Below are 22983 nucleotides of genomic sequence, written 5' to 3'. Positions count from 1 at the left end.
TCCGGCGAAGCCCAACTAGCTCGCAGTTGTTGTCGTTTAGAGGCGTGTAAACGACATCTAGTGCGAGTCAGGTGGGGTAGAAAGTGGCCTTGCCGTCCAAGCGCTTCCGCATCACTTCGATAGCCGGGGCGTTCTGGTCCACGCACACGAATTTGCGCTCCAGTTTCGCCGCGACAGACCCGAGCGTGCCTGAGCCGGCAAAGAAGTCGAGGCACCAATCTCCTGGCCGGCTCGATGCAGTGACGATCCGCCGGACCAGGCCTTCCGGCTTTTGCGTTGGGTAGCCGGTTTTTTCCTTGCCCGTGGGGGAAACGATGGTGTGCCACCAAACGTCCGTGGGAAGCTTCCCAAGTTCGCGTTTGGCTGGCGTCACGAGGCCCGGCGCCATGTAAGGCTCACGGTCAACCTCGGCGTTGTCGAAGTGGTACTTGGCGGGGTTCTTGACGTACACGAGGATGTTGTCGTGTTTGGTAGGCCAGCGGTTCTTGGCGCGTGCGCCGTAGTCGTAGGCCCAGATGATCTCGTTCAGGAAACACTCCCGCCCGAAGATCGAGTCCAGCATGACCTTGGCGTAATGGACCTCGCGGTAGTCCAGATGCAGGTACAACGTGCCGTCGTCGGCGAGCAGGCGCCAGGCCTCCACGAGCCGGGGTTCCAGGAAGGACCAGTAGTCGCTGAAAGCGTCGTCGTAGCGGTGCAGAGCGCCCTTGATGGTGTCATAGGAGCGGCCCTTGAACCCGACGCGGTCGCCGTCGCCGTCGGCATTGCGGACCATGCGCGTTTCCTGGCGGCTCTGGACGCGGCCCGTATTGAAGGGCGGGTCCACGTATATCAGTGTGAAGGCGCCGTCCGGCAGCGTCGGGAGGAAATCCGCGTTGTCCGCGTGAACCACCAAATTGCTGCCGTCCGGCGCCCAAACAATGTCAGTCATTGAGGCCGTTAAGCCTCGGTGCTCTCGCCGGATGCACCGGAAGCGGCCACCACTTCGCCGTTGCGGCGGCGGGTGCGGGACCGGCGTGCGCGGGCAGGCTTGTCCGCGCCCTCTCCGGACTGCGGCTCGGCAGACTGGGCCGAGGCTTCGGCGGGGGCTGCTTCGCCTTCGGAAGTACGACGGCGGCGGGTGCGGTTGCGTCCGCCCTCACCGTCGCCTTCTCGCGAGGGAGCATCGCTGGACTTGGTACCGCGGCGTGCACCTTCACGGCCGGAGTCGCGGCCGGAGCGTCCACGCCCGGAATCGCCGCCGGAACGGGAGTTCTTCTTGCCGGTCTCGCCCAGGTCTTCCAGGACCTCGGCGTCGACGCCCGCAAGGGTGCGCTGGTTGCGGGGCAGGCGGCCCTTGGTGCCTTCCGGAATATCCAGGTCGGCGAACAGGTGCGGGGAAGAAGAGTACGTCTCCACGGGCTCCGGAGAGCTCAAGCCCAGGGCCTTGTTGATGAGGGCCCAACGGGGGACGTCGTCCCAATCGACGAACGTGACCGCGGTGCCTTTATTGCCGGCACGGCCGGTGCGGCCAACGCGGTGCAGGTAGATCTTTTCGTCTTCGACACACTGGTAGTTGATGACGTGGGTGACGTCGTCGACGTCGATACCGCGGGCGGCGACGTCCGTGGCCACCAGGACATCAACCTTGTTGTTGCGGAAGGCGCGCAGGGCCTGCTCGCGGGCACCCTGGCCGAGGTCGCCGTGGATGGCCGCGGCAGCGAAGCCACGATCCACCAGTTCCTCGGCAACTTTGGCGGCGGTGCGCTTGGTCTTGGTGAAGATGATGGTCCGGCCGCGGCCGCGGGACTGCAGAATGCGTGCCACGACCTCGATCTTGTCCATGCTGTGGGCACGGTAGATCAGCTGGCGGATGTCGCGCTTGGTCAGGCCTTCGTCGTTCGGGTCTGCGGCACGGATGTGCGTGGGCTGCGTCATGTAGCGGCGGGCCATGGCAATGACCGGGCCGGGCATGGTGGCTGAGAAGAGAAGAGTCTGGCGGACGGCGGGTGTGCCGGCAATCAGGGTCTCGACGTCCGGAAGGAAGCCGAGGTCAAGCATCTCGTCTGCTTCGTCCAGAATCACCATGCGGACGTTCTTGAGGTTCAGGTGCTTCTGCTTGTAAAGGTCGATCAAACGGCCGGGCGTGCCGACAACAACCTCGACGCCTTTCTGCAGGGCTTCGATCTGGGGCTCGTAAGCGCGGCCGCCATAAATGGTGGCGATGCGGGCGTTGCGCTTCCGGGACGCCGTCTGGAGGTCGTTCGCCACCTGAACGGCGAGTTCACGGGTAGGAACGATCACCAGGGCCTGCGGTGCGCCCGGGACAGCGAGCTTGTCATGGCCGGCGTCGCCCGGTCCGACGACGCGCTGCAGCGCCGGAATGCCGAAGCCGAGGGTCTTTCCGGTACCGGTCTTGGCCTGGCCGATGATGTCGTGACCGCCCAGGGCTACCGGGAGGGTCATGGCCTGGATGGGGAAGGGGTGGGTGATTCCGGCGTCGGCGAGGGATTCAACGATGTCGGCGCGGACGTTGTAGTCGGCGAAGGACTTTTCTGCGATCTCGTGGGGTGTTTCATCCGAGGAAATGGTTTCCTCGGGTTCGATCGTTTCGGTTCCGTCTGTCAGAACTTCATGGGTGTGCAATTCACTCACAGTGGAGTTTTCCTTATTCATTTGGGCTCTGCGCTGCGTGCTCAACGGTTGTGGCAGGGCCGTTCCGGAGCACGAATGGGCGCGCAAGCAAATCCAGTGGAAGCCGATCGCGGGCTATCTAAATACTGGCACTGGGGACCAGCTGGTGTATCTCAAGATCGCGTAGGGGCGGGCTTGTTGATGTCAAAAAATTAACTGAATCAACGACCGGGCATCCATTACTACTCACACAGTCTAGCGTCTGCGGGCAACAAACCCCGGATCGCGGTCCCGGGACCGCGAACGGACTGCGCTACGGGAGCAGTTCGAGGGTGATTTCGCGCGTAGCGATGTCTGCGTGGAGCAACTTCACCCGGACCTTCGTCCCGGACTCCATTTCGCCGTCGCAGCGAGCGGTGACGGCCGGCTCGGCGATCTGGACCATGCCGTAGGGACCGTGCGGGGCCCCGTTCCCATTGCCATTGCCATTGTTGCCGTTGGTGCTGTTCCCGTTGCCGTTTCCGTTGTTCTTTGCAGGCTTCGATCCGGAAATCACTACGGCGTCGAATTCCTGTCCGATGTGGTTCACCAGGAGCGCTGCCTCCACGGTGTCCAAGGCCAGGTGCTCCATTTTGGCGGCAAGCTGGTCGGACGACGCCATGATCTCCGGCAGGCTCCGCAAAGCATCCCGGGCCCATGCTGGGATCTCTGTTCCGTTGCTCAGTGCTTCGCAGATGACCAGCACAAAACGATCGACCAGCCGGCGCAATGGCGCGGTGGCGTGGGCATACGGCGCGCCGATGGCGGACTGCATCACGCTGCCCGGTACCTCGCCGTCGAAAGGCGTGTAGCCGGCACCACGGAAAAGCAGCCCCGCGGAATGGAGGATGGCCAGTTGCCGGGGGTCCTTGGCATCGAGGGTCCGCAGGTACTCGCCATAGCTGGTCCCCTCGGTCCAGGGCTTGCCGAGTGCCCCCGTTTGCCTCTTGAAATGGAGCAGCGAGCGCTCGTCGGGGGCGGGCATGGTGCGCAGGATTCCCACTTTGCCGTCGAGCATCAGCTGGGCGGCGGCCATCCCGGTCATGAGCGAAATCTGGGCGTTCCAGTCCTCCACCGGCAGTGAGGGAGCCGCGACGATCCTGTACCCCTCACCGTCGGGCAGTTGGACGATTTCCTGCTCAGGCATGTTCAGGCTTGCTCCGCCGCGGCGGCGTTCGAGTTCCACCCGTTTGAGCCCGACTTCCTTGAGGAGCTTGAGGATGGGATCAGCCGTCCCGGAATCGATCTCTGCCTGGACGCCCTTGTAGTTGAGCTTGGCGCGGCTGCGTACGCTTGCCCGACGCACGGAGACGGTGCGGAACTCCGCCTCGGCATCGAGTTCGAAGTCCCACACGAACGCGCCGCAGGTCTGGCCGGCCAGCAGGCTTCCGGCTTGCTCGCTGATGATCTCGGGGTGCAGCGGAATGCGGCCGTCCGGGGCATAGTACGTTTGCCCGCGGTGGCGGGTCTCGGCGTCGAGCGCTCCTCCCGGGGGTACAAAGGAGGGCACATCGGAGATGGCGTAGAGAACCCTGTAACCATCGCCGGAGCGGTCAATGAAGAGGGCCTGGTCGAGATCCGTGGAAGAGGCCGGGTCGATCGTGATGAACGGTACGTCCGTGAAGTCGTGCGCTGGCAGGGTGTGTCCGGAAACCGCGGCTTCGGCGTCGCGCAGCGCTTCAGCGGGATAGCCTGCGGGCAGCTCGAGTTCAGTCCGAAGCGCCGCCAGCGCTTCCGCGAGCTGGTTCGACGTTTCACTGACATTCGGGGCTATCCGCTGATGTGACACGAAAGTCAGGGTAACTCCAAAATCTTCCGGCGTCTCGCTAGGCATTGGCGGCTGGATTTTGGCTACGGCGGGCAGGCCGTGAAACCAACCCAAGGTGTTTCGTTAATGGGGAGTGAAGGCTATTCTCCTCTGTTGCTGGTGGGCCTAATGTTGCCGATGGGGGAAAAGTACGCTCCCTCGCCAACATCACGTCCACATCAGAGGGAGTTCCTCCATGAGTTACGAGAACCAGGCGGGCCAGCCTTACGCAGGCCCGACTCCGCCGTCCTATTACGCCGCGCCGCAGGCATTCAGTCCCCGGCCTCGAGTCGGCTTCGTTGATGCCATCAAGCAGTTCTACAGCCGTTACGCCACTTTCACCGGCCGCTCGAACCGGAGCGAATATTGGTGGGTGGTGCTGTTCATCGCCATCGTGAATGCCATTCTGGTGATTCCGTACGCCATTGCCGTTGGTAGTTACGCCGCCTCGATTAGCGCGGCAGACACGTTGGAAGCGCAGCAGGCTGCCGCTGCGAACTACCCGGTCGCTGCTGGTCTCTTCGGCATTTTGTTGCTCGTATGGGGACTCGCCAACATTGTGCCCGGCTTGGCGGTGTCGGTTCGACGCCTGCACGACGGGGGGTTCAGCGGCTGGTTCATTCTGCTCGGTCTTATTCCGGCGGTGGGTGGGATCATCCTGATTTTCCTCTACGTGATGGAGTCAAAGCCGGATGGCGAGCGTTACGGCGCCTAGGCGCCGCGCGCTGAGAAGCTGACAATCAACGACGGCGGTCGTTGCCTGGGTGCCGCAAGCGCCCCGGCAACAGGCCGCCGTCGTCGTTCTCCCGGGAAGTGTTACTAAGCCGCTGCGTCGAGGGCAGCCAGGAGCGATTGGGCTGCCGCCGTCGGATCCTCCGCCTCGGTGATGGCCCGCACCACCACGATGCGGCTGGCACCCGCCCGTACTACCTCTTCCACGTTGCTGAGGTCGATGCCGCCGATCGCAAACCAGGGGAGTACAACGCCGCCAACTGTCTCTTCGTCTGCTTGCTTCACCGCGTTGGCGGCGTACTTCACCAGATCGAGTCCGACGGCGGAGCGTCCCGGCTTGGTGGGGGTGGCCCACACCGGCCCGACGCAGAAGTAGTCCAGGCCGCTGCGGCCAGGCGAAGCGGCGATGGCTGCGTCAATCTGTTCCGGTGTGTGCGTGGAGAGGCCGATGATGGTGGGGTCGTGGAGCAGCTTCCGGGCCGAGCGCAGCGGAATGTCCTTTTGGCCGATATGGAACACGGGTGCGCCGGAGAGGGATGCTACGTCCGCGCGGTCGTTGACTGCCCAGAGACGGCCGTGACGGTGCGCCACGGATTGCAGGATCTCCAGGAGCTCCAGTTCCTCGGCCGCTTCAATCGTCTTGTCACGCAGCTGGATGATGTCCACGCCGCCCTCGAATGCGGCATCGACAAACTGCTCAAAGTCACCCTGTTGCTTGCGGGCGTCGGTGCAGAGGTACAGGCGGGCGGTGGTGTGGACAGCGTGCTGGGTCATGGAAACAGAGTAGTTCCTCTAAACTGGGCTGGTACCGCGGGAGCCGCGGCGGCAGTCACAATCGCCGTGCGGCTGAGAGGGCTTCAGCGCCGACCGCTTGACCTGATCCGGCTAGTACCGGCGTAGGGAAGGACTCCATGGACGAAGTAAACACCCAGCACGAACCCCTGCAGGCGTCTCTGCTCGCGTCTCTCCACGCGGATGTGGCGGTGATCGGGGGCGGCGTCATTGGCCTAGGCATCGCGTGGGAAGCGCGCAGGTCCGGCCGCTCGGTTGCACTGATCGATCCCGCACCGGCCAGCGGCGCAACCTTCGCAGCGGCGGGCATGTTGGCGCCCGTCAGCGAACTGCACTACCAGGAAGAGGACCTCCTGGAACTCATGCTCGAATCGTCGGCATTGTGGCCGGACTTCGAACACAATGTGACCGGCTCAAGTACCGGACGCAGCACGGGTTACCGCACGACGCCGACCCTCGCCGTCGGCGCGGACGCTGCGGACCGCAGGGCGCTCGCCGACCTCCGGGACGTCCAGCTCGCCAATGGCCTGGTGGTGGAATCCGTGCCGTTGCGCGAGGCACGGGAGCGTGAGCCGCTGTTGAGCCCGCAAATTTCCTGTGCCTTCGACATCCCGGGCGACCACCAAGTGGATCCGCGCCGGCTTTCGGCCGCGGTTCTAGGCGCGCTGGCGGACCACCGGTCCGGCGATTCCAGCTGGATTGCGGGGGCCGAGGACGGTTTTGCGGTCCGCGACAGTGCGGCGAGCCTCCTGTGGGAGGACGGGCGCGTCGTCGGGGCGGTGCTCGGCTCAGGCATCAGAGTGCTTGCCACGGAAACCGTGGTTGCCAACGGACTGGGTGCCGCCCGCTTGAACGGCCTGCCGGATGGATTGTCGCTCCCATTGCGTCCCGTGTACGGCGACATACTGCGCCTGCGCGTTCCGGACCACCTGCAACCCCTGGTCACCGCCACGGTCCGGGGAATGGTGCGAGGAGTGCCCGTGTACATCGTCCCCCGCGACGACGGGACCGTGGTGATCGGCGCAACGCAACGTGAGGACGGTTTGTCGGCGTCCGGGGGAGCTGCCAACCCGGTGTCAGCCGGCGGCGTGTACCAGTTGCTCCGCGACGCCCAGGTACTGGTCCCGGCCGTGGCTGAACTGGAACTCCTGGAAGCAACTGCCCGCGCACGTCCGGGCACTCCGGACAATGCACCGCTGCTCGGCCGTGTGGAAGAAAGCGAAGGAACGGTGCCCGGCCTCATCGTAGCCAGCGGTTTCTTCCGCCACGGCGTGCTCCTCACCCCGGCAGCGGCGAAAATCTGCGTCGGACTCATGGATGGCACCGCCGACCCACGGTGGAACAAATTCCGCCCGGACCGCTTCTCCCGCCCGCTTTCAGCATCTGCCGTCGCCACCCAGGCTGATACCCCGAATCCCCTTCCGAAGGACCACGCATGAACATCAAATTGAACGGCGCAGACCACACACTGAGCGACGACGCCTCTGTCACCACCCTTGTCAGCCACATCACCGGACGGGTTGTGGACTCCAGCGGGCAGGCGGCCGATGGACGCAAGATCGGCGTCGCCGTCGCACGCAATTCCGAAGTGGTGCCGCGCAGTCAGTGGGCTGCCACCGCGCTCGCAGAGGGCGACGAACTCGAAATCGTTACCGCAGTACAGGGAGGCTGAACCATGACCACAGCAAGCACTCAAACAGCAAGCACCCAAACCGACGCCCTGGTGATCGACGGTGTCGAGTTCGGCTCGCGCCTCATCATGGGGACCGGCGGAGCCCCGAGCCTGGACGGCCTGGGGGCGGCCCTGCTGGCCTCCGGCACCGAACTCACCACCGTTGCCATGCGGAGGTACTCACCGACGGAAACAGGTTCGCTGTTCCAGTTGCTCGTGGACCATGGCATCCGCGTCTTGCCCAACACAGCCGGCTGTTTCACCTCCAAGGATGCTGTCATGACAGCCGAGCTTGCCCGGGAGGCCTTGGAAACGGATTGGGTAAAGCTCGAGGTCATCGCCGACGAACACACGCTGCTGCCTGACGCCGTGGAGTTGGTCGATGCAACGGAGAAACTCGTGGACCGGGGCTTTAAGGTCTTCGCCTATACCAACGACGACCCCGTGCTGGCGCTTCGCCTGGAAAACCTCGGAGCCACTGCCGTGATGCCCCTGGGCGCGCCCATCGGCACCGGTCTGGGCATCCTGAATCCCCACAACATCGAACTGATTGTGTCCCGCGCTTCGGTGCCGGTAGTGCTCGACGCCGGCATCGGCACCGCGTCCGACGCCGCACTGGCCATGGAGCTCGGCTGCGACGCTGTGCTGCTGGCCACCGCGGTGACCCGTGCGCAGAACCCGGTGCAAATGGGCGAGGCCTTCAAACACGCTGTCATCGCCGGTAGGCTGGCGAAGCAGGCGGGCCGCATCCCGCGCCGGGAACACGCCCTCGCCTCCTCGGCCATGGAAGGCCGGGCCGAGTTCCTCTAGCGGCTCCCGCTGGCCGCTGCGGGGATTCCTGCACGTCAGCGAAGGAGCCCCCCATGGCCGGCAAGGATGACATTCTCACCAGGTCCGCGATCGACGACGCCTTGGCGGAGCTGCCGGACTGGCGGTACCGCCTGGGCGGCCTCGTCACTGTCTACAAATGCCCGACGTCGGCTGCCGCACTGGAGCTGGTCGCCGCCGTCGGGCGCATCGCCGAACAGCAGAACCACCACCCGGACCTGGACTGGCGGTACAACCGGGTGTTCATCCGCTACACCTCCCACGACGCCGGGAGCGAGGTGACCCGGCGCGACGTTCGTGCGGCAATTGACGCCAGCCAGGCAGCCGCGGAAGCCGGGGCCGTGGCCGAACCCGGACTCTACCGGACGGTTGAAGTCGGAATCGACACCCCGGATCCGGCGGAAATCTCGGAAGTGTGGAGGGTGGCGCTTGGCTACCGCAAAGGCCGCTTCGGAGACCTCGAAGATCCGTACGGGCGCGGGCCCAACGTGTGGTTCCAAGCAACGGAAACACCCAACCCGAACCGAATCCACCTGGATGTGCACAGAAGCCAGGCTGAATCGGGACCCGCCATGGAGAAAACGGCGGCGACCGGCGCGTTAATGGACCGTGACCACGCACCCAAATGGGTGGTGGTCACGGATTCGCAAGGAAACAGACTGTGCCTCTGCACCGAAGCAGGCCACGAGCCGGATCTGTAGCTAGAGACGCAGCGGCAGCTAGAGCCTCAGCGCCGCGGTCATCTGGGCGGTGTCGTGCCGGGTCCGATGGCGGCCCAGGAAGTACGAAACCGCCGCGGCCGCCAAGGTACCCAGAACGATGGGCAGGACCCACGGGATCCACGTCACGCCAGGTTGGTAGCCAAAGCCAAGTTGGATGAAGATCATCCAACTCAGCATGGCGACGGCCACGGAAACGCCGGCGGGGAGGGTGATTCCGTACGTGCCACGGTGTTTGTCATTTCCCCAGACAATGAAGCCTGAAGCGATGGTGGCTAGCGCCACGATGACAAGTGAAAGCATGCGGACTCCTGGCTCGCTGGTGTTCTGACGTAAAAGCTTAGAGCGCGCCGAAGCCGACCCGGCGTACTTCCTCGGCTCCGATCTCCACGTATCCGAGGACGTTGCCGGGAACGATGACCTGGCGGCCCTTTTCGTCGGTCAGGCGCAGGTCCGTGCCATTGGCAATGGCGTCGCCCACGATCTTGGCAACAGCCTCGGCATCCAGAGCGGACTCCAGCACGATCTCACGGCCAACGTTCTGAATGCCGATCTTTACTTCCACAGCAGGGCCTCCCAGCCAATCAAGAATTTACTCAGTCCTCTATTTGTAGCCTAGGACTCTTTCGGGAAGCGACTGATTCCGCGCCAAGCTAAACGGTAGATCAGATCGCTGGCAACATCGAGGTCCAAATCGCCGTCGGTTTCGAGCCAATACCGGGCGCTGACCTGCGCCATTCCGGCCAGGCCCCGGCCCAGCAGCTGGGCCTCCAACGGGGGCAACTTGGTGTCTTCGGCGATGACCTTGGCGACGGCGTCGGCGAAGGTGCGGTTGAAAGTCTCCAGCCGGGAGCTGACGTCCGGGTCATTGATGAGGTCGGATTCGAAAACGAGCCGGTGCGCTTGGTCGTCGCTCGCGATGAAACGGTAGTAGGCGCGCATGACGGCCTGGACGCGTTCCTTGTTGTCCGACGTCGAATTCAGTGCCGTGAGCATCTGGTCCGTGAGCATCGCCAGGTGGCTGTCGAGGAGGGCCATGTAGAGCTCCCGCTTGGACGGGAAGTGTTGGTACAGCACCGGCTTGCTGACGTGGGCGGTCTCGGCGATTTCGTCCATCGCAGCACCGTGGAAGCCGTTGGCAACGAACACTTCCAAGGCGGCGTTCAGGAGCTGTGCCCGGCGCTCATCGCGCGGCAGCCTCGCCGAACGCGGCGAACCGGTCCGATCTTGCCTAACCTGCGCCTCTTGTTTGATACGTGCACTCTCGGCCACTTGTCTGCCGCCTTTCCCCTTGCAGTTATGACCACAATACTGCGCAGTAATATGACCGGGCGGCACCTGCGGGGATACTTTGAAGTATGGCCACTACTTTTGCTGCCCAAACGTTGCCGCCCTCTCCTTCTTCAACACTGCCGCCACTCGTGGAACCGGCCGCGGAACTGACCACCGAAGAGGTGGAACGCTACTCGCGCCACCTCATTATTCCCGAAATCGGAACGGCCGGTCAGCGTCGCCTCAAGAATGCAAAAGTCCTGGTGATCGGCGCTGGCGGACTAGGCTCCCCGGCGTTGCTTTACCTCGCCGCCGCCGGGGTGGGGACGCTCGGAATTGTGGACGACGACGACGTCGACCTCAGCAACCTGCAACGCCAGATCATCCACGGGGTGGGTGACGTGGGCCGGCCGAAGATCGAATCGGCACGGGATGCCATCAAGGAACTCAATCCGCTGGTCAACGTGCAACTGCACAACGTGCGCCTGGACTCCTCCAACGCTTTGGAGATGTTCTCCGGCTACGACCTCATCCTGGATGGCGCAGACAATTTCGCCACCCGATACCTGGTCAATGATGCTGCCGCGATTCTCGGCAAACCCTACGTCTGGGGATCCATTTTCCGCTTCGACGGCCAGGTCAGCGTGTTCTGGGAGAAGCACGGCCCCAGCTACCGCGATCTCTATCCGGAAGCCCCTCCTGCGGGCTCGGTCCCATCCTGCGGCGAAGGCGGCGTATTCGGCATGCTGTGCGCCGCTGTCGGCTCGCTCATGGTGACGGAGGCAGTGAAGCTGATCACCGGCGTCGGGCGCTCCATGCTGGGACGCGTGGCGCTCTTTGACGCGCTCGGCGGCAGCTGGCGCGAAATAAAGGTTTCGAAAGACCCGGAGGCCGAACCGATCACCGAATTGACCGACTACGAAGCTTTCTGTGGCATCACCCCGGCGCCCGCAGGGGACTCGGTCCGGATCGTCACGGCCACAGAACTTTCCGGGATGCTCGAAGCCCGCGCGGCAGGGGAACGCGACTTTGAACTGGTGGATGTCCGCGAGATTGGTGAACACGAGATTGTGAGCATCGACGGTTCGGTACTCATCCCGCAGGGACGCATCCTGGCGGGGGAGGCCTGGACTGAGCTACCGCAGGACAAAGAGATTGTGTTCCACTGCAAGGGCGGCACCCGTTCCGCTGCCGTGCTCGCGGCGGCACAGCGCGCCGGCTACACGCGCGTCAGCCACCTCGACGGCGGGATCCTGGCGTGGGTGCGCGACGTCGAGCCGGGCAAACCGGTTTACTGAACCCATAACGCTGGTGAATACGAAAGGTCCTGATATGAGCGAGGAATCCATGACCACACCGCAACACCCCATCGGATCGGGTTTCGGCCACGGCTCCACTGCATCGGACGTTGTGGCGGGAGTGGACCTCCGCGGCAAGACAGCAATTGTCACGGGTGGCTATTCCGGGCTCGGCCTGGAAACGGTGCGGGCCTTGTCCTCCGCTGGAGCCCGGGTCACGGTTCCCGCCCGGCGTCCCGAGCACGCCAAGGAAGTCCTCGCCTCGGCCGGCCTGGCACCGGAGCAAGTGACCGTGGAAGCCTTGGACCTGGCCGATCAGGAAGCAGTGAAGGATTTCGCGGCACGCTTCCTGGCGTCGAACCCTACCCTGGACATCCTGGTCAACAACGCCGCCATCATGGCTAGCCCGGAACAACGCGTGGGACCGGGCTGGGAATCCCAATTCGCCACCAACCATCTGGGCCACTTCACGCTTCTCAACTCTTTGTGGCCCGCGCTGGCAGCTGCCGGTTCGGCCCGCGTCGTGTCTTTGTCCTCCACAGGGCACAAACTCTCGCCCATCCGTTTCGAGGACATCAATTTCGGGAACGGCTACGACAAATGGAAGGCCTACGGCCAGGCGAAGACGGCCAACGCGCTGTTCGCCGTGGAGCTGGACCGCCTGGGCCGGTCCTCCGGGGTGCGGGCCTTTGCGGTCCACCCCGGCGGCATCATGACCGAACTCCAGCGCCACCTGCCCCGCGAAGAGATGGTCGCGGCGGGCTGGATGGACGCCGCAGGCAACGTCAGGGAGGGTTTCAAGACTCCGGAGCAGGGAGCCGCCACGTCCACGTGGGCAGCGACGTCGCCGGCCTTGGCAGGCATGGGCGGGGTGTATTGCGAAGACTGCGACATCGCCAAGCCCACGGACCCGGCCTCGCCACTCGCCCGGTACCAGGGAGTGGATGCGCACGCAGTAGATCCGGAGGCCGCAGCAAGGCTGTGGGCCGTGTCCGCGGAAATGACAGGGGTCAACGCCTTCGCATAGGACCCCTGGAGTAGCGGCCCGGAAATCACGAACCGCCACCAGGGGCGGGCGGGGTCGCGCTGGCTAGGCGCTTTCAGCCTGCTGGGGTGCCTGTTGGTGGTCGACAGGGCACTCGGCTACCGGTGACGCAGCCGGCTGCTCCACCTGGATGCCGTACAAGGCCTCGAGGGCGGCCACGTAATCGTCTTGCTGGCCGTTGGCGGCAAGTTCGCGTGCGCGGACCGTGGGGATGTGGAGCAATTGCTTGACCATGCGGCGGAGGGCGAACTCGACCTCTTCGGCCGCCGCGGTGCAGCCGTGCCGGGCCCGGACTTTCTCCATCTCGGCGTCAAGCACGTTCATGGTGTGGCGGCGGAGCGCCACAATGGCCGAATCGACGGACCGGGCTTCGCGCTCTTGCTCGAAGGCCTCTGCCGCACCGGAAACAATAGTGCTCGCTTGCACCAGCGACTCTGCTTGTTCCTGGGGCGCTGCGAGCCGTACGGATTCGAGCGTCAGGAGCTCGACGCCGTCGAGCTCGCCCACCGCGGGGTCGAAGTCGTGGGTGAGCGCGAGGTCGATCGCGATGAGCGTCTGGGTGGACAGGGCGCGGACCTTGGCAAGCTCGGCGGCCTCCACCCGGGTGTCCGACCCGCTGCAACCGATCATGACATCGGCGGCAGCGACGGCGGCAGGAAGGGTCTCGGCGTCGAGGGCGGTTCCGCCGCGGGTCGCCACGAAAGTCTCGGCCCGGCCGGAGGACGAGTAAACCGAGACGTCGGTGCAGCCGCGATCGCGAAGCAGCGACATGGTGGCTCCGGCGTAGGCCCCGGTCCCGAAGACAACTACCTTCTTGGTGCTCCAGTCGGCGTTCTCAGAGAGGTCCGTGGCGAGGTCCAAGGCAACTGAAACGATGGACAGGCCCCGGGAACCGAGGGCTGTCTGGGCCCCGACGTCCTTGGCCGTCTTGGAGGCGGCCTGGAACAAGCGGACCAGACCGGAACTCGCGGTTCCTTCGTGCTGTGCAGTGATGAGGGCGCGGCGCACTTGGCCGGCGATTTCGCGTTCGCCGACGACGGCGGAGTCCAGCCCGGCGCTGACGGCGAAGAGGTGCCTGCTGACCTCAGGGCCGGTGCGGGTGCTGAAGGCGCGCGAGACGAGTTGCTCGTTGAGTCCGCTCAAGCCACTGATCTGAGTGACGAGCGCTGAACGGGCGGCTTCAAGGTTCTCGACATGCGGCGTTTCGCCGTAGATTTCGTAGCGGTTGCAGGTGGCCAGGACCACGGCGCCGGAGACAAGTTGGGAATCGGCCAAGGCGGACGAGGCAACCTCGGATGAACCGTTGCTCAACTGAGCGACGGTCTCAAGATCGATGTCGGCGTGTGTAGCCACCAATGAGAAAAGAACCACAGCAAAGCAATCATAGCTTTTTCGGCGCGATGTAGAACAACGCAGGCCAGTGGTTCTGCGCACTGCCCGGAGTGACGCCCGTCACCTCGCACTGTCCGGGACAGGCTGTCGTTATCTTTTGACCCCGATCTTCGGCACAATCGAAGGCATGACTTCCAGTTCCGCACTGCCTCATTCTGTGTCGGCCAACGGCGTTTCCGGCACCGCCGCCCCTAGCCTTGATGCAAGCCATCCGCTCATGGATGGCCGCACCGCAGACTCCCCGCTGATTCAGGCTTACCGCGGAGGCAAGCCGTCCCGCCGTCCGGTGTGGTTCATGCGACAGGCCGGCCGATCGTTGCCGGAATACCTCAAAGTCCGTGAAGGCGTGGCCATGCTGGACTCCTGCCTGCGTCCCGAACTCGCCTCCGAGATCACTTTGCAGCCGGTTCGCCGCCACGACGTTGATGCAGCAATCTTCTTCTCCGACATCGTCATCCCCCTCAAGCTGGCAGGTGTCGGCGTTGACATCGTCCCCGGCGTCGGGCCCGTCCTGGACAAGCCCGTCCGCACCGCCGCTGACGTAGCCGCCCTGCCGCAGCTGACGTGGGAGGCCCTCGAGCCGATCCGCGAGGCCGTGCGCCTGACGGTCGCGGAACTTGGGACCACACCCCTGATCGGCTTCGCCGGTGCGCCGTTCACGCTCGCCGCGTACATGGTGGAAGGCAAGCCTTCACGCGACCACCTCGGTCCGCGCACCATGATGCACGCCGATCCGGAAACCTGGACCGCCCTGGCCAACTGGGCAGCCGACGCCTCCGGCATGTTCCTGCGGGCCCAACTGGAAGCGGGCGCCTCTGCAGGGCAACTGTTCGACTCCTGGGCCGGCTCCCTCGGCCTGGCCGACTACGCCAAGTACGTTGCTCCCGCCTCGACCCGCGCCCTTGACCACGTCCGCCACCTCGGCGCGCCGCTGGTCCACTTCGGTACCGGAACGTCCGAGCTGCTCGTCGCGATGCGCGACGTTGGAGTGGATGTCGTCGGCGTGGACTACCGGCTGCCGCTTGACGAGGCAAACCGACGGCTGGGTGGCACCGTGCCGTTGCAGGGCAACATTGACCCCGCGCTGCTTTCCGCGCCGTGGGAGGTCCTGGAGGCCCACGTGCGCGAGGTGATCGCCGCCGGTTCCGCGGCCCCGGGCCACGTCCTTAACCTTGGCCACGGCGTGCCCCCGGAGACGGACCCCGCGGTCCTGACCCGGGTAGTGGAACTCATCCACTCGATCCCGGCAGGATAGCGAGCATGAGCCGAGGGCGCGCACAGTCCGACCATGCACGGCCCGAACACGCACTTCCCGGAGATTCACCAGCTGGCCTGACGGCCGTCGTCGTGGGCGGCGGCATTTCCGGCCTGCTTGCCGCCCGCGGGCTGGCCAAGTCCGGGATCACGGTCACCCTGCTCGAAGCGGGCGACGCATGGGGCGGTTGCGTGGGAAGCCACACTGTTGGCGGCCTTGAGCTGGACAGCGGAGCGGAGTCCTTCGCCACGCGCTCCACCGCCGTGGCCGATCTCGCCCGCGATCTCGGGCTCGGCGGCAACATCGTGGCGCCCCGACTGGGCGGGGCATGGGTGCAGTTGCCCGACGGCCCGCAGGAACTGCCCAAGACCGGCGTACTCGGAATTCCGGCGAATCCCTGGGACCCCGAGGTCCGGCGTTCCTTGGGCTTCGCCGGCTCCCTGCGGGCCTCGCTCGACCGCTACTTGCCTTCGTCGCTGGGCACCTCGGCTGAGGTCACCAGCGTCTCCTCGTTGGTCCGGGCGCGGATGGGCAAGCGGGTGCTCGAACGGCTTGTGGCACCCGTGGTCGGGGGAGTGCACTCTGCCGATCCCGGACTGCTCGACGTCGACATGGTTGCTCCCGGACTGCGTGCAGCATTGCGCAAGCACGGTTCGTTGGCCGCGGCGGTGGCCAGCCAGCGCAAGGCCGCTTCGGGCGAGGCTGCTTCAGGTCAACCTTCTTCAAGGCAAAACGGAAGCGGGACGTCTAAGGCCGGATCCGCCGTCGGCGGCTTGAAAGGTGGAATGAACACCCTGGTCTCCGCCCTCGTGGCGGAGCTGCGTTCGCAGGGCGTCGCCCTCGTTTCCGGCGCCCGGGTGGATTCGATTTTCCGCACCGAAAGCGGTTGGCGAGCTACTGCTGCGGGCGCAACGTACGACGCCGGGCGGCTGGTGGTGGCGCTCGACGGTCCGGCCGCCGTCGGGCTGCTGGAGGGGGCGCTTCCGGAGCTGTCCGGGCTGCGTCCCGCCGCGGGCCCCTTGGTGAGCCTGGTGACCTTGGTGGTGGACGTGCCCGAACTGGACCGTCGTCCCCGCGGCACCGGCATTCTCGTTGCTCCGCAAACCGCAGGGATCGAGGCGAAAGCGCTCACGCATGCCACGGCGAAGTGGGACTGGCTGGCGGAAGAAGCCGGCCCCGGCACGCATGTGCTGCGCCTGTCCTATGGGCGGGGCGAAGGGGCGGACGCCCCTGAATCGGCGGCCGCACTGGATGACGATGCCCTGTTTGAGGCTGCGCTCCGCGACGCCTCGACTTTGTTGACCGTGCCGATTGTCCGCGAAGACGTGCTCGATTGGGACGTTGTCCGTTGGGCGGGCGCCTTGCCGTTCGCCGCAGTCGGTCACAAACAGCGAGTTGCCGAGGTGCGCCGAATCTGCGCCGAAGCCGACGGTTTGTCGGTTGTGGGCGGCTGGCTCGCCGGAAACGGCCTGGCTGCCGTGGTTGCGGACACTTCTGCGCAAATTGACGCAATCTTGTGAAATGCACCACTTCTACGTCTTGTAGAAGTGGTGCATTTCGACTTAGCGGCATCCACGGGGCAGACTTGTACCATGAGCCACACTTCTGCCGAATCTGTCACTAAAACTGCCGAATCCGAAGAGCAGTTCTTTACGCTGTGGACCGTGTTCAAGCGGTCGGGCGATGTCCTGCGCAGCGCCGATGCTGTCCAGGATTTCGAGCAGCTGGCTGCCAAGCTCGCCGAGGACGGCGTCGTCCTTCGCGGAAGCTACGATGTCTCCGCCATGCGCTCCGACGCCGACATCATGGTGTGGCTCCACGGGGCCAAGGCCGAGGCCCTGCAGCAGGCCGTCCGCGACATCCGCCGCAGCGCCCTTTTTGCGGGCACCGAGATTGTCTGGTCCGCCATGGGCGTCCACCGCGAAGCCGAATTCGCCAAGAACCATGTCCCTGCCTATGCCCGCGGCGTCGAGCCCAGCACCTGGCTGTGCGTTTACCCGTTCGTCCGCTCCTACGAGTGGTACATCCTTCCGGCCGACGAGCGTGGAAAGATGCTGCGCGATCACGGCATGCTGGGCCGCGACTTCCCGCAGGTCATCTCCAACACCGTGTCCTCGTTCGCTTTGGGCGACTGGGAGTGGATCCTCGGCCTGGAGGCACCCGAACTCGTTGACCTGGTTGACCTCATGCGCCACCTGCGGGCCACTGATGCCCGCAACCACGTCCGCGAGGAAATCCCGTTCTACACCGGCCGCCGCATCACCGCCGCCGAGATCGCCGAGGTCCTTGCGTGAGCGGCCGACACTCCACCGGCCCGGCCAGCCTCACCGAGGTCAATGACGTCACCGAGGCCGGACGGATGGCTCCCAAAGAGTACGACGCCGTCCTCCTCGCCTCTTTCGGCGGACCCGAAGGCCAGGACGACGTCATTCCCTTCCTGCGCAATGTGACCCGTGGCCGTGGCATCCCGGACGAGCGCCTCGAAGAGGTGTCCCACCACTACCGCGCCTTTGGCGGGATCAGCCCCATCAACCAGCAAAACCGGAACCTCAAGTCCGCCCTCGAGGCAGAACTCGCATCGCGGGGCATCAGCCTGCCCGTGCTGTGGGGCAACCGCAACTGGGATCCTTACATCCCGCAAACGCTCCAGGAAGCCTACGACGCCGGCCACCGCAAGCTGCTGATGGTCACCACCAGCGCCTACTCCTGCTATTCCAGCTGCCGCCAATACCGCGAGGACATCGGCATTGCGCTGACGGAGACCGGCCTTGACGGCAAACTAGAGGTGGACAAGGTCCGCCAGTACTTCGACCACCCCGGCTTCGTGGAACCCTTCGTGGAAGGAACGGCTGCAGGACTTGCGGAGGTCAAGGAGAAACTGGCCGCGTCCGGCCTCCAGGACGCTCCGGTCCACATCCTGTTTGCAACGCACTCCATTCCAACCCGTGACGCCGAGGCCGCCGGGCGTTCGGACGCCGAGCCCCGCGAGTTCGAGCAGGACTCGGCTTATGTTGCCCAACACTTGGCCGCCGGCGCCGAGGTTGTTCGGCGTGTTGAAGCCGAATCCGGGCTCACCGCGCCGTGGTCCTTGGTGTACCAGTCCCGCTCGGGCGCCCCGCATGTTCCGTGGCTTGAGCCGGACATAAACGAGGCAATCGAGGAACTGGCCGGCCAGGGGATCAAGGGCGTCGTGATCGTCCCCCTCGGCTTCGTCTCCGACCACATGGAAGTGGCCTGGGACCTGGACACCGAGGCCTTGGAAACGTGCAAGAACCTCGGGCTCGCCGCGACCCGCGTTCCCACCCCGGGAACCCACCGCAAGTTCGTTTCCGGCTTGGCGGACCTCATTTGCGAGCGGACGGTAGCCGACAACATCGCCGATCGCCCCGCCATGACCGGGCTTGGGCCGTGGTACGACATCTGCCGTCCGGGCTGCTGCGCCAACTTCCGGGGAGAGAAGCCCACGATTGCTGGCGCGGACACCACAGTCGGCACCGGACACGATGCCTACCCCGCAGGAGAAAGCGCGAAATGACCGTTCGGATTGGTACCCGCGCGAGCAAACTCGCGCTCACACAGAGCCAGCAGGCCGCGGACCAGTTGGCCGCCGTCGGTGGCTTTCCCGTTGAACTGGTGCGCATCAAGACCGAAGGCGATGTCCGGACAGGCTCCCTGTCCCAGATGGGCGGCACCGGAGTGTTCGTCGCCGCCCTTCGCGACGCGCTCTTGGAGAACGCGTGCGACGTCGCAGTGCACTCCCTGAAGGATCTCCCGACGGGTGCGGCACCGGGACTCACCATTGCCGCAACGCCCAAGCGCGTCGACGTCCGCGACGCCTTGTGCGCCCGTGACGGGCTCAAGCTGGCGGATCTTCCGGTGGGCGCAAGGGTCGGCACCGGATCGCCGCGCCGCGCGGCCCAACTGCGCGCCGCCCGCCCGGATCTCGACGTCGTGGACATCCGCGGCAACGTGGACACCCGCCTGGGCCGCGTTCCGGGGCTCGCCGGCAACGCGGAAGATGCACCCGGTGACCTCGACGCCGTCGTTCTCGCCGCGGCGGGCCTGGAACGGATCAGCAGGCTCGACGTCGTGACAGAGTTCTTTGGGACCGACGTCATGCTTCCTGCCCCCGGACAGGGCTCGCTTGCGATCGAGTGCCGCACGGCGGATGCTCCCGGACAGGCTGGCTCCGCCGAAGGTTCCCAGGGCGCACTCGCCCAGGCCCTGGCCGCACTCAATGATGAAGACACCCGGCTGGCCGTGACCGCAGAGCGGGCCGTCTTGGCCCGCCTCGAAGCCGGCTGTGCTGCGCCCGTGGGCGCCTACGCTTACCGCAAGGGCAGCATGCTGTACCTGGAAGCGGTTGTCTGCGCCGTGGATGGGAGCGCGTCCGTACGCGAGAAAAAGGCCACTGACGGGCTCACTGAAGTGGGTGCCACGTTGCTGGGCATCGAGGTCGCAGAGCTCCTGCTTGCCGCCGGTGCTGCGGACATCACGGATCTTGCAGCTTCCCGATAACCGAAGCCAACAGGAGACCATGGGACGGCACAGCGCGGCGAAGTCGGGGGAGACCCGGGTCCTTGAAGGCGCCCGGGTTCTTGTGACGCGCAGCCCGGATCGTGCAGCCCCACTCGTCGCCGCCCTGCGCGACGCCGGTGCGGAGCCGCTCCTGTTGCCCTTGATCGACTTCGAGCGTGCCCGCGACCAGCACTCCCTCGAGGTCGCCTTGGACGCCCTCCGCGCGGGAGCATACGGCTGGTTGGTGGTCAGCAGCATCACCACGGTGCGCGCCCTGAAGGAAAAGGCAACCGAGCGTCGCTTGGAGTTGAAGGACCTCATTCCGGATTCGGTCCGGATCGCGACGATTGGCCCGTCGAGCCGGAGAGTCCTCGAAGCGGAGGGCATTCCCGTGGACCTGGCGCCTGAGGACGTCCAGTCGGCCGCAGGACTCGTCTCCGTCTGGCCGACAGGCCCGGCCAATGTGCTGTTGCCGCAAGCGGACATCGCCGACGCCGTGTTGGCGGCGGGGATCGAAGCCAAGGGGGCCGTGGTCCAAGCAGTGACGGCCTACCACACCGTGGAGTACCCGGCGGCCCCCGGGAGCAGGCTGACTGCTGCCCTGGTGGCGGCGAACGGCTGGCAGACGGGGGTGGGGTCCGGGGCGCCGGAGCTCACTCCGGCAGCCGCCAAAGCCGAACTTTCCGGCGGCCGGCTCCACGCCGTCGTCGCCGCTTCACCCAGTGCGGCACGCCGCATACACGCCTCGCTGGCACCGCTGCGGGACTGTCGCTTCATTGCGATCGGACGCTCGACGGCGGCAGAGGCTGCCGCTCTCGGCATTCCGGTTGCTGCAACCGCCAAAGAACCCACACCCGCCGGCATCGTAGCCGCCCTACGCACCGTATTCGACACCGAAGGGAACGAAAGTTGAGCTTTCCAAACCACCGGCCCCGCCGGCTCCGCACCACCCCCGCCATGCGCCGGATGACAGCCGAACACCGGCTGGCTCCCGCGGACCTCATCTTGCCGGCCTTTATCCGCGAAGGACTCAGCGAACCGGCCCCGATCAGCTCCATGCCCGGTGTTGTGCAGCACACCACGGACTCCCTCAAGCGTGCTGCCGCCGAAGCCGTGGAACTGGGTGTCAGCGGCATCATGCTGTTCGGTGTTCCTGCTGTCCGCGATGCCAGCGGCACAGCTTCCCTGGATCCCGACGGCGTGTTGAACAAGGCCATCCGCGACGTCCGTGCGGAAGTGGGCGATGACCTGGTGGTCATGGGCGACGTGTGCCTGGACGAATTCACGGACCACGGCCACTGCGGGGTCCTGGATGCCAACGGCTACGTGGACAACGACGCCACCCTCGAAATCTACGCTCAGATGGCCGTAGCGCAGGCCGACGCCGGTGCCCACGTCCTGGGGCCGTCCGGGATGATGGATGGCCAGATCGCCGTGATTCGCCAGGCACTTGAAGAGGCCGGACACCAGAACACCGCGCTCCTGGCCTACGCGGCGAAGTACGCCTCCGCCTTCTACGGACCCTTCCGCGAAGCCGTCGACTCGCAACTCAAGGGTGATCGCCGCACGTACCAGATGGATGCCGCCAACCGCCGGGAAGCCATCATCGAGGTGGAACTCGACCTCGAAGAGGGCGCTGACATGGTGATGGTCAAGCCGGCCATGAGCTACCTCGACATCCTCGCCGACGTTGCCGCCATGAGCCCGGTTCCCGTGGCGGCCTACCAAATCTCCGGTGAATACGCCATGATCGAAGCGGCTGCCGCGAACGGCTGGATCGATCGCCGCGGCGCCATCACAGAATCCGTGCTCGGCATCAAGCGGGCCGGCGCCGACATGGTGCTGACGTACTGGGCCTCCGAGCTTGCCGGCTGGCTTAAGGAGTCCTGATGACAGATACCGCTTCCACTCCCACGGCCCCCGTCGGAGCTACGGAGATCCTCCTCGGACTGAATACTTTCGGTGACGCCGGGGTGGACGCCGACGGCAACCCGAAACCGCACGCCCGGGTTTTGCGGGAGCTGCTGGCGGAAGCGGAACTGGCGGACGCCGTCGGGCTTCACGCCTTTGGGGTGGGGGAGCACCACCGCCGCGACTTCGCTGTCTCGGCGCCCGAAGTGTTCCTCGCGGCCGCAGCAGCCCGGACATCACAGATCAAGCTCGGCTCGGCCGTCACTGTGCTCAGCTCTGACGACCCCATCAGGGTCTTCCAGCGCTTCTCCACGGTTGACGCGCTCTCCAATGGTCGTGCGGAAGTGATGCTTGGCCGCGGCTCCTTCGTGGAGTCCTTCCCGCTGTTCGGCCTGGACCTGGCAGACTACGAAGTCCTGTTCGAGGAGAAGCTGGAACTCTTCGACAAGGTCCGGGCGCAAACGCCGGTGCATTGGGAAGGCCGCACCCGGCCGAACGTGCACGGGATGAGCGTCTTTCCACCGCTGGAACATCACTTGCTGCCAACGTGGATCGGTGTGGGTGGAACCCCAGAATCGGTGCTGCGCTGCGCCCAATACGGCTATCCGATCATCTTCGCCATCATCGGTGGCGAACCGCGACGCTTTGCCCCGCTCGTGGAGCTCTACCGCGAGGCAATGGAAAAATATGGCCACCCCATGCAGCAGATCGCCACGCACTCGCCCGGCTATGTCGCTCCCACCGACGAGCAGGCCCGCGAGGAACTGTTCCCGCATTGGCTGGCCCAGCGCAACCGCATCGGCGCAGAACGCGGCTGGGGTCCGGCGAGCAGGGGCGAGTTCGACGCCATGTGCGGCCCGGAAGGTGCCCTCTACGTCGGTTCTCCGGAGACCGTTGCCCGGAAGATCGTCTTGCTGAAGCAGAACCTCGGCGTTGACCGTTTCGACCTCAAATACAGCAACGGAACGCTGCCCCACGAATCCATGATGCGCTGCATCGAACTCTTCGGCACCGTGGTGGCCCCACTGGTAGCCGAGCAGCTTGCCGGCGCCTGAACGCGCCTGCCGCCCTTGCCGGCGCCTGAACCGCC

At 65.4% G+C, this 22983-nt stretch carries 23 protein-coding genes and 1 riboswitch; of the genes, 15 read left to right on the top strand and 8 right to left on the bottom strand.

All coding sequences use genetic code 11. The annotated features are described in order from the left end of the window. Positions 1-67: 67 nt before the first annotated feature. From NFJ07_RS04770 to NFJ07_RS04760, 3 genes are all read right to left on the bottom strand, one after another. Positions 68-931 carry a DNA-methyltransferase gene (locus NFJ07_RS04770; protein ID WP_269992870.1) on the bottom strand — a complete coding sequence of 288 codons (864 nt, stop codon included), beginning with the start codon at positions 929-931 and terminating at the stop codon, positions 68-70. A gap of 8 nt (positions 932-939) precedes the next feature. Then, positions 940-2634 carry a DEAD/DEAH box helicase gene (locus NFJ07_RS04765; protein ID WP_269992869.1) on the bottom strand — a complete coding sequence of 565 codons (1695 nt, stop codon included), beginning with the start codon at positions 2632-2634 and terminating at the stop codon, positions 940-942. Positions 2635-2926: 292 nt separating this feature from the next. After that, positions 2927-4441, bottom strand: coding sequence for an RNB domain-containing ribonuclease (locus tag NFJ07_RS04760; protein WP_269992867.1), 1515 nt, complete (start codon positions 4439-4441; stop codon positions 2927-2929). Positions 4442-4655: 214 nt separating this feature from the next. Between NFJ07_RS04760 and NFJ07_RS04755 the strand changes: the two genes are divergently transcribed. Continuing rightward, complete coding sequence (locus tag NFJ07_RS04755) at positions 4656-5174, top strand: DUF805 domain-containing protein (protein ID WP_269992866.1); 519 nt, start codon at positions 4656-4658, stop codon at positions 5172-5174. Between the two features lie 104 nt (positions 5175-5278). Here the strand turns inward: NFJ07_RS04755 and thiE are convergent, their stop codons facing one another. Then, a complete protein-coding gene (gene thiE / locus NFJ07_RS04750) occupies positions 5279-5965 on the bottom strand; it encodes a thiamine phosphate synthase (protein WP_269992864.1) in 687 nt (228 codons plus the stop codon). Positions 5966-5991: 26 nt separating this feature from the next. Next, a riboswitch (TPP riboswitch) is annotated at positions 5992-6111 on the top strand. Here thiE and thiO point away from each other — a divergent pair. The 4 genes from thiO (at position 6103) to NFJ07_RS04730 (ending at position 9184) form a co-directional block, all read left to right on the top strand. Continuing rightward, positions 6103-7422 (top strand): glycine oxidase ThiO, encoded by a 1320-nt coding sequence (gene thiO, locus NFJ07_RS04745; RefSeq protein ID WP_269992863.1) that lies wholly within the window; start codon positions 6103-6105, stop codon positions 7420-7422. It overlaps the preceding riboswitch by 9 nt. Further along, the gene (gene thiS, locus NFJ07_RS04740) at positions 7419-7655 is read left to right on the top strand and encodes a sulfur carrier protein ThiS (RefSeq protein ID WP_269992862.1); all 237 of its coding nucleotides are present in this window, start codon (positions 7419-7421) and stop codon (positions 7653-7655) included. Before thiO ends, thiS begins: the two co-directional genes overlap by 4 nt. 3 nt (positions 7656-7658) lie before the next feature. Further along, complete coding sequence (locus tag NFJ07_RS04735; protein WP_269992861.1) at positions 7659-8465, top strand: thiazole synthase; 807 nt, start codon at positions 7659-7661, stop codon at positions 8463-8465. A 53-nt stretch (positions 8466-8518) separates the two neighbouring features. Beyond that, positions 8519-9184 carry a 4a-hydroxytetrahydrobiopterin dehydratase gene (locus NFJ07_RS04730; protein ID WP_269992860.1) on the top strand — a complete coding sequence of 222 codons (666 nt, stop codon included), beginning with the start codon at positions 8519-8521 and terminating at the stop codon, positions 9182-9184. An 18-nt stretch (positions 9185-9202) separates the two neighbouring features. Here the strand turns inward: NFJ07_RS04730 and NFJ07_RS04725 are convergent, their stop codons facing one another. From NFJ07_RS04725 to NFJ07_RS04715, 3 genes are read right to left on the bottom strand one after another with little or no spacing between them, the layout of a single operon-like run. Further along, positions 9203-9505: a hypothetical protein gene (locus tag NFJ07_RS04725; protein ID WP_269992859.1), complete on the bottom strand. Its 303-nt coding sequence runs from the start codon at positions 9503-9505 to the stop codon at positions 9203-9205. Positions 9506-9542: 37 nt separating this feature from the next. Further along, positions 9543-9767, bottom strand: a complete 225-nt coding sequence (locus NFJ07_RS04720) for a DUF3107 domain-containing protein (protein WP_268021085.1) — start codon at positions 9765-9767, stop codon at positions 9543-9545. 50 nt (positions 9768-9817) lie between these two features. Then, the gene (locus tag NFJ07_RS04715) at positions 9818-10474 is read right to left on the bottom strand and encodes a TetR/AcrR family transcriptional regulator (RefSeq protein WP_442865286.1); all 657 of its coding nucleotides are present in this window, start codon (positions 10472-10474) and stop codon (positions 9818-9820) included. Between the two features lie 86 nt (positions 10475-10560). Here NFJ07_RS04715 and moeB point away from each other — a divergent pair, with 86 nt between their 5' ends. Both moeB and NFJ07_RS04705 read left to right on the top strand, forming a co-directional pair. Beyond that, positions 10561-11772 carry a molybdopterin-synthase adenylyltransferase MoeB gene (moeB, locus tag NFJ07_RS04710; RefSeq protein ID WP_269992858.1) on the top strand — a complete coding sequence of 404 codons (1212 nt, stop codon included), beginning with the start codon at positions 10561-10563 and terminating at the stop codon, positions 11770-11772. A 34-nt stretch (positions 11773-11806) separates the two neighbouring features. Beyond that, the gene (locus NFJ07_RS04705; RefSeq protein WP_269992856.1) at positions 11807-12799 is read left to right on the top strand and encodes an SDR family NAD(P)-dependent oxidoreductase; all 993 of its coding nucleotides are present in this window, start codon (positions 11807-11809) and stop codon (positions 12797-12799) included. A gap of 63 nt (positions 12800-12862) precedes the next feature. On the opposite strand, the gene NFJ07_RS04700 is transcribed toward NFJ07_RS04705, so the two are convergent. Continuing rightward, complete coding sequence (locus NFJ07_RS04700; RefSeq protein WP_269992854.1) at positions 12863-14188, bottom strand: glutamyl-tRNA reductase; 1326 nt, start codon at positions 14186-14188, stop codon at positions 12863-12865. Positions 14189-14336: 148 nt separating this feature from the next. Between NFJ07_RS04700 and hemE the strand changes: the two genes are divergently transcribed. The 8 genes from hemE to NFJ07_RS04660 all read left to right on the top strand — a co-directional run bounded on the left by hemE (position 14337) and on the right by NFJ07_RS04660 (position 22948). Beyond that, positions 14337-15464, top strand: coding sequence for a uroporphyrinogen decarboxylase (hemE, locus tag NFJ07_RS04695; protein WP_269992852.1), 1128 nt, complete (start codon positions 14337-14339; stop codon positions 15462-15464). Between the two features lie 5 nt (positions 15465-15469). Beyond that, complete coding sequence (gene hemG / locus NFJ07_RS04690; protein ID WP_269992851.1) at positions 15470-16984, top strand: protoporphyrinogen oxidase; 1515 nt, start codon at positions 15470-15472, stop codon at positions 16982-16984. A 72-nt stretch (positions 16985-17056) separates the two neighbouring features. Next, positions 17057-17758 (top strand): hydrogen peroxide-dependent heme synthase, encoded by a 702-nt coding sequence (gene hemQ, locus NFJ07_RS04685; RefSeq protein ID WP_269992849.1) that lies wholly within the window; start codon positions 17057-17059, stop codon positions 17756-17758. 65 nt (positions 17759-17823) lie between these two features. After that, positions 17824-18999 carry a ferrochelatase gene (locus NFJ07_RS04680; protein WP_269993089.1) on the top strand — a complete coding sequence of 392 codons (1176 nt, stop codon included), beginning with the start codon at positions 17824-17826 and terminating at the stop codon, positions 18997-18999. Next, complete coding sequence (gene hemC, locus NFJ07_RS04675; protein WP_269992836.1) at positions 18996-19982, top strand: hydroxymethylbilane synthase; 987 nt, start codon at positions 18996-18998, stop codon at positions 19980-19982. The genes NFJ07_RS04680 and hemC overlap by 4 nt, the downstream gene beginning before the upstream one ends. Positions 19983-20001: 19 nt before the next feature. Next, the gene (locus NFJ07_RS04670; protein WP_269992834.1) at positions 20002-20895 is read left to right on the top strand and encodes a uroporphyrinogen-III synthase; all 894 of its coding nucleotides are present in this window, start codon (positions 20002-20004) and stop codon (positions 20893-20895) included. Further along, complete coding sequence (gene hemB / locus NFJ07_RS04665; RefSeq protein WP_269992833.1) at positions 20892-21872, top strand: porphobilinogen synthase; 981 nt, start codon at positions 20892-20894, stop codon at positions 21870-21872. The genes NFJ07_RS04670 and hemB overlap by 4 nt, the downstream gene beginning before the upstream one ends. Continuing rightward, the gene (locus tag NFJ07_RS04660; protein ID WP_269992832.1) at positions 21872-22948 is read left to right on the top strand and encodes an LLM class flavin-dependent oxidoreductase; all 1077 of its coding nucleotides are present in this window, start codon (positions 21872-21874) and stop codon (positions 22946-22948) included. Before hemB ends, NFJ07_RS04660 begins: the two co-directional genes overlap by 1 nt. Positions 22949-22983: the final 35 nt, after the last annotated feature.

Origin of the sequence: Arthrobacter sp. B2a2-09, assembly GCF_027587375.1 — a bacterium.
In the GTDB taxonomy this organism is placed as follows: Bacteria; Actinomycetota; Actinomycetes; order Actinomycetales; family Micrococcaceae; genus Arthrobacter.
Note: the sequence above shows the minus strand (reverse complement) of the source record. Positions and strands in the feature narration are given on the sequence as shown.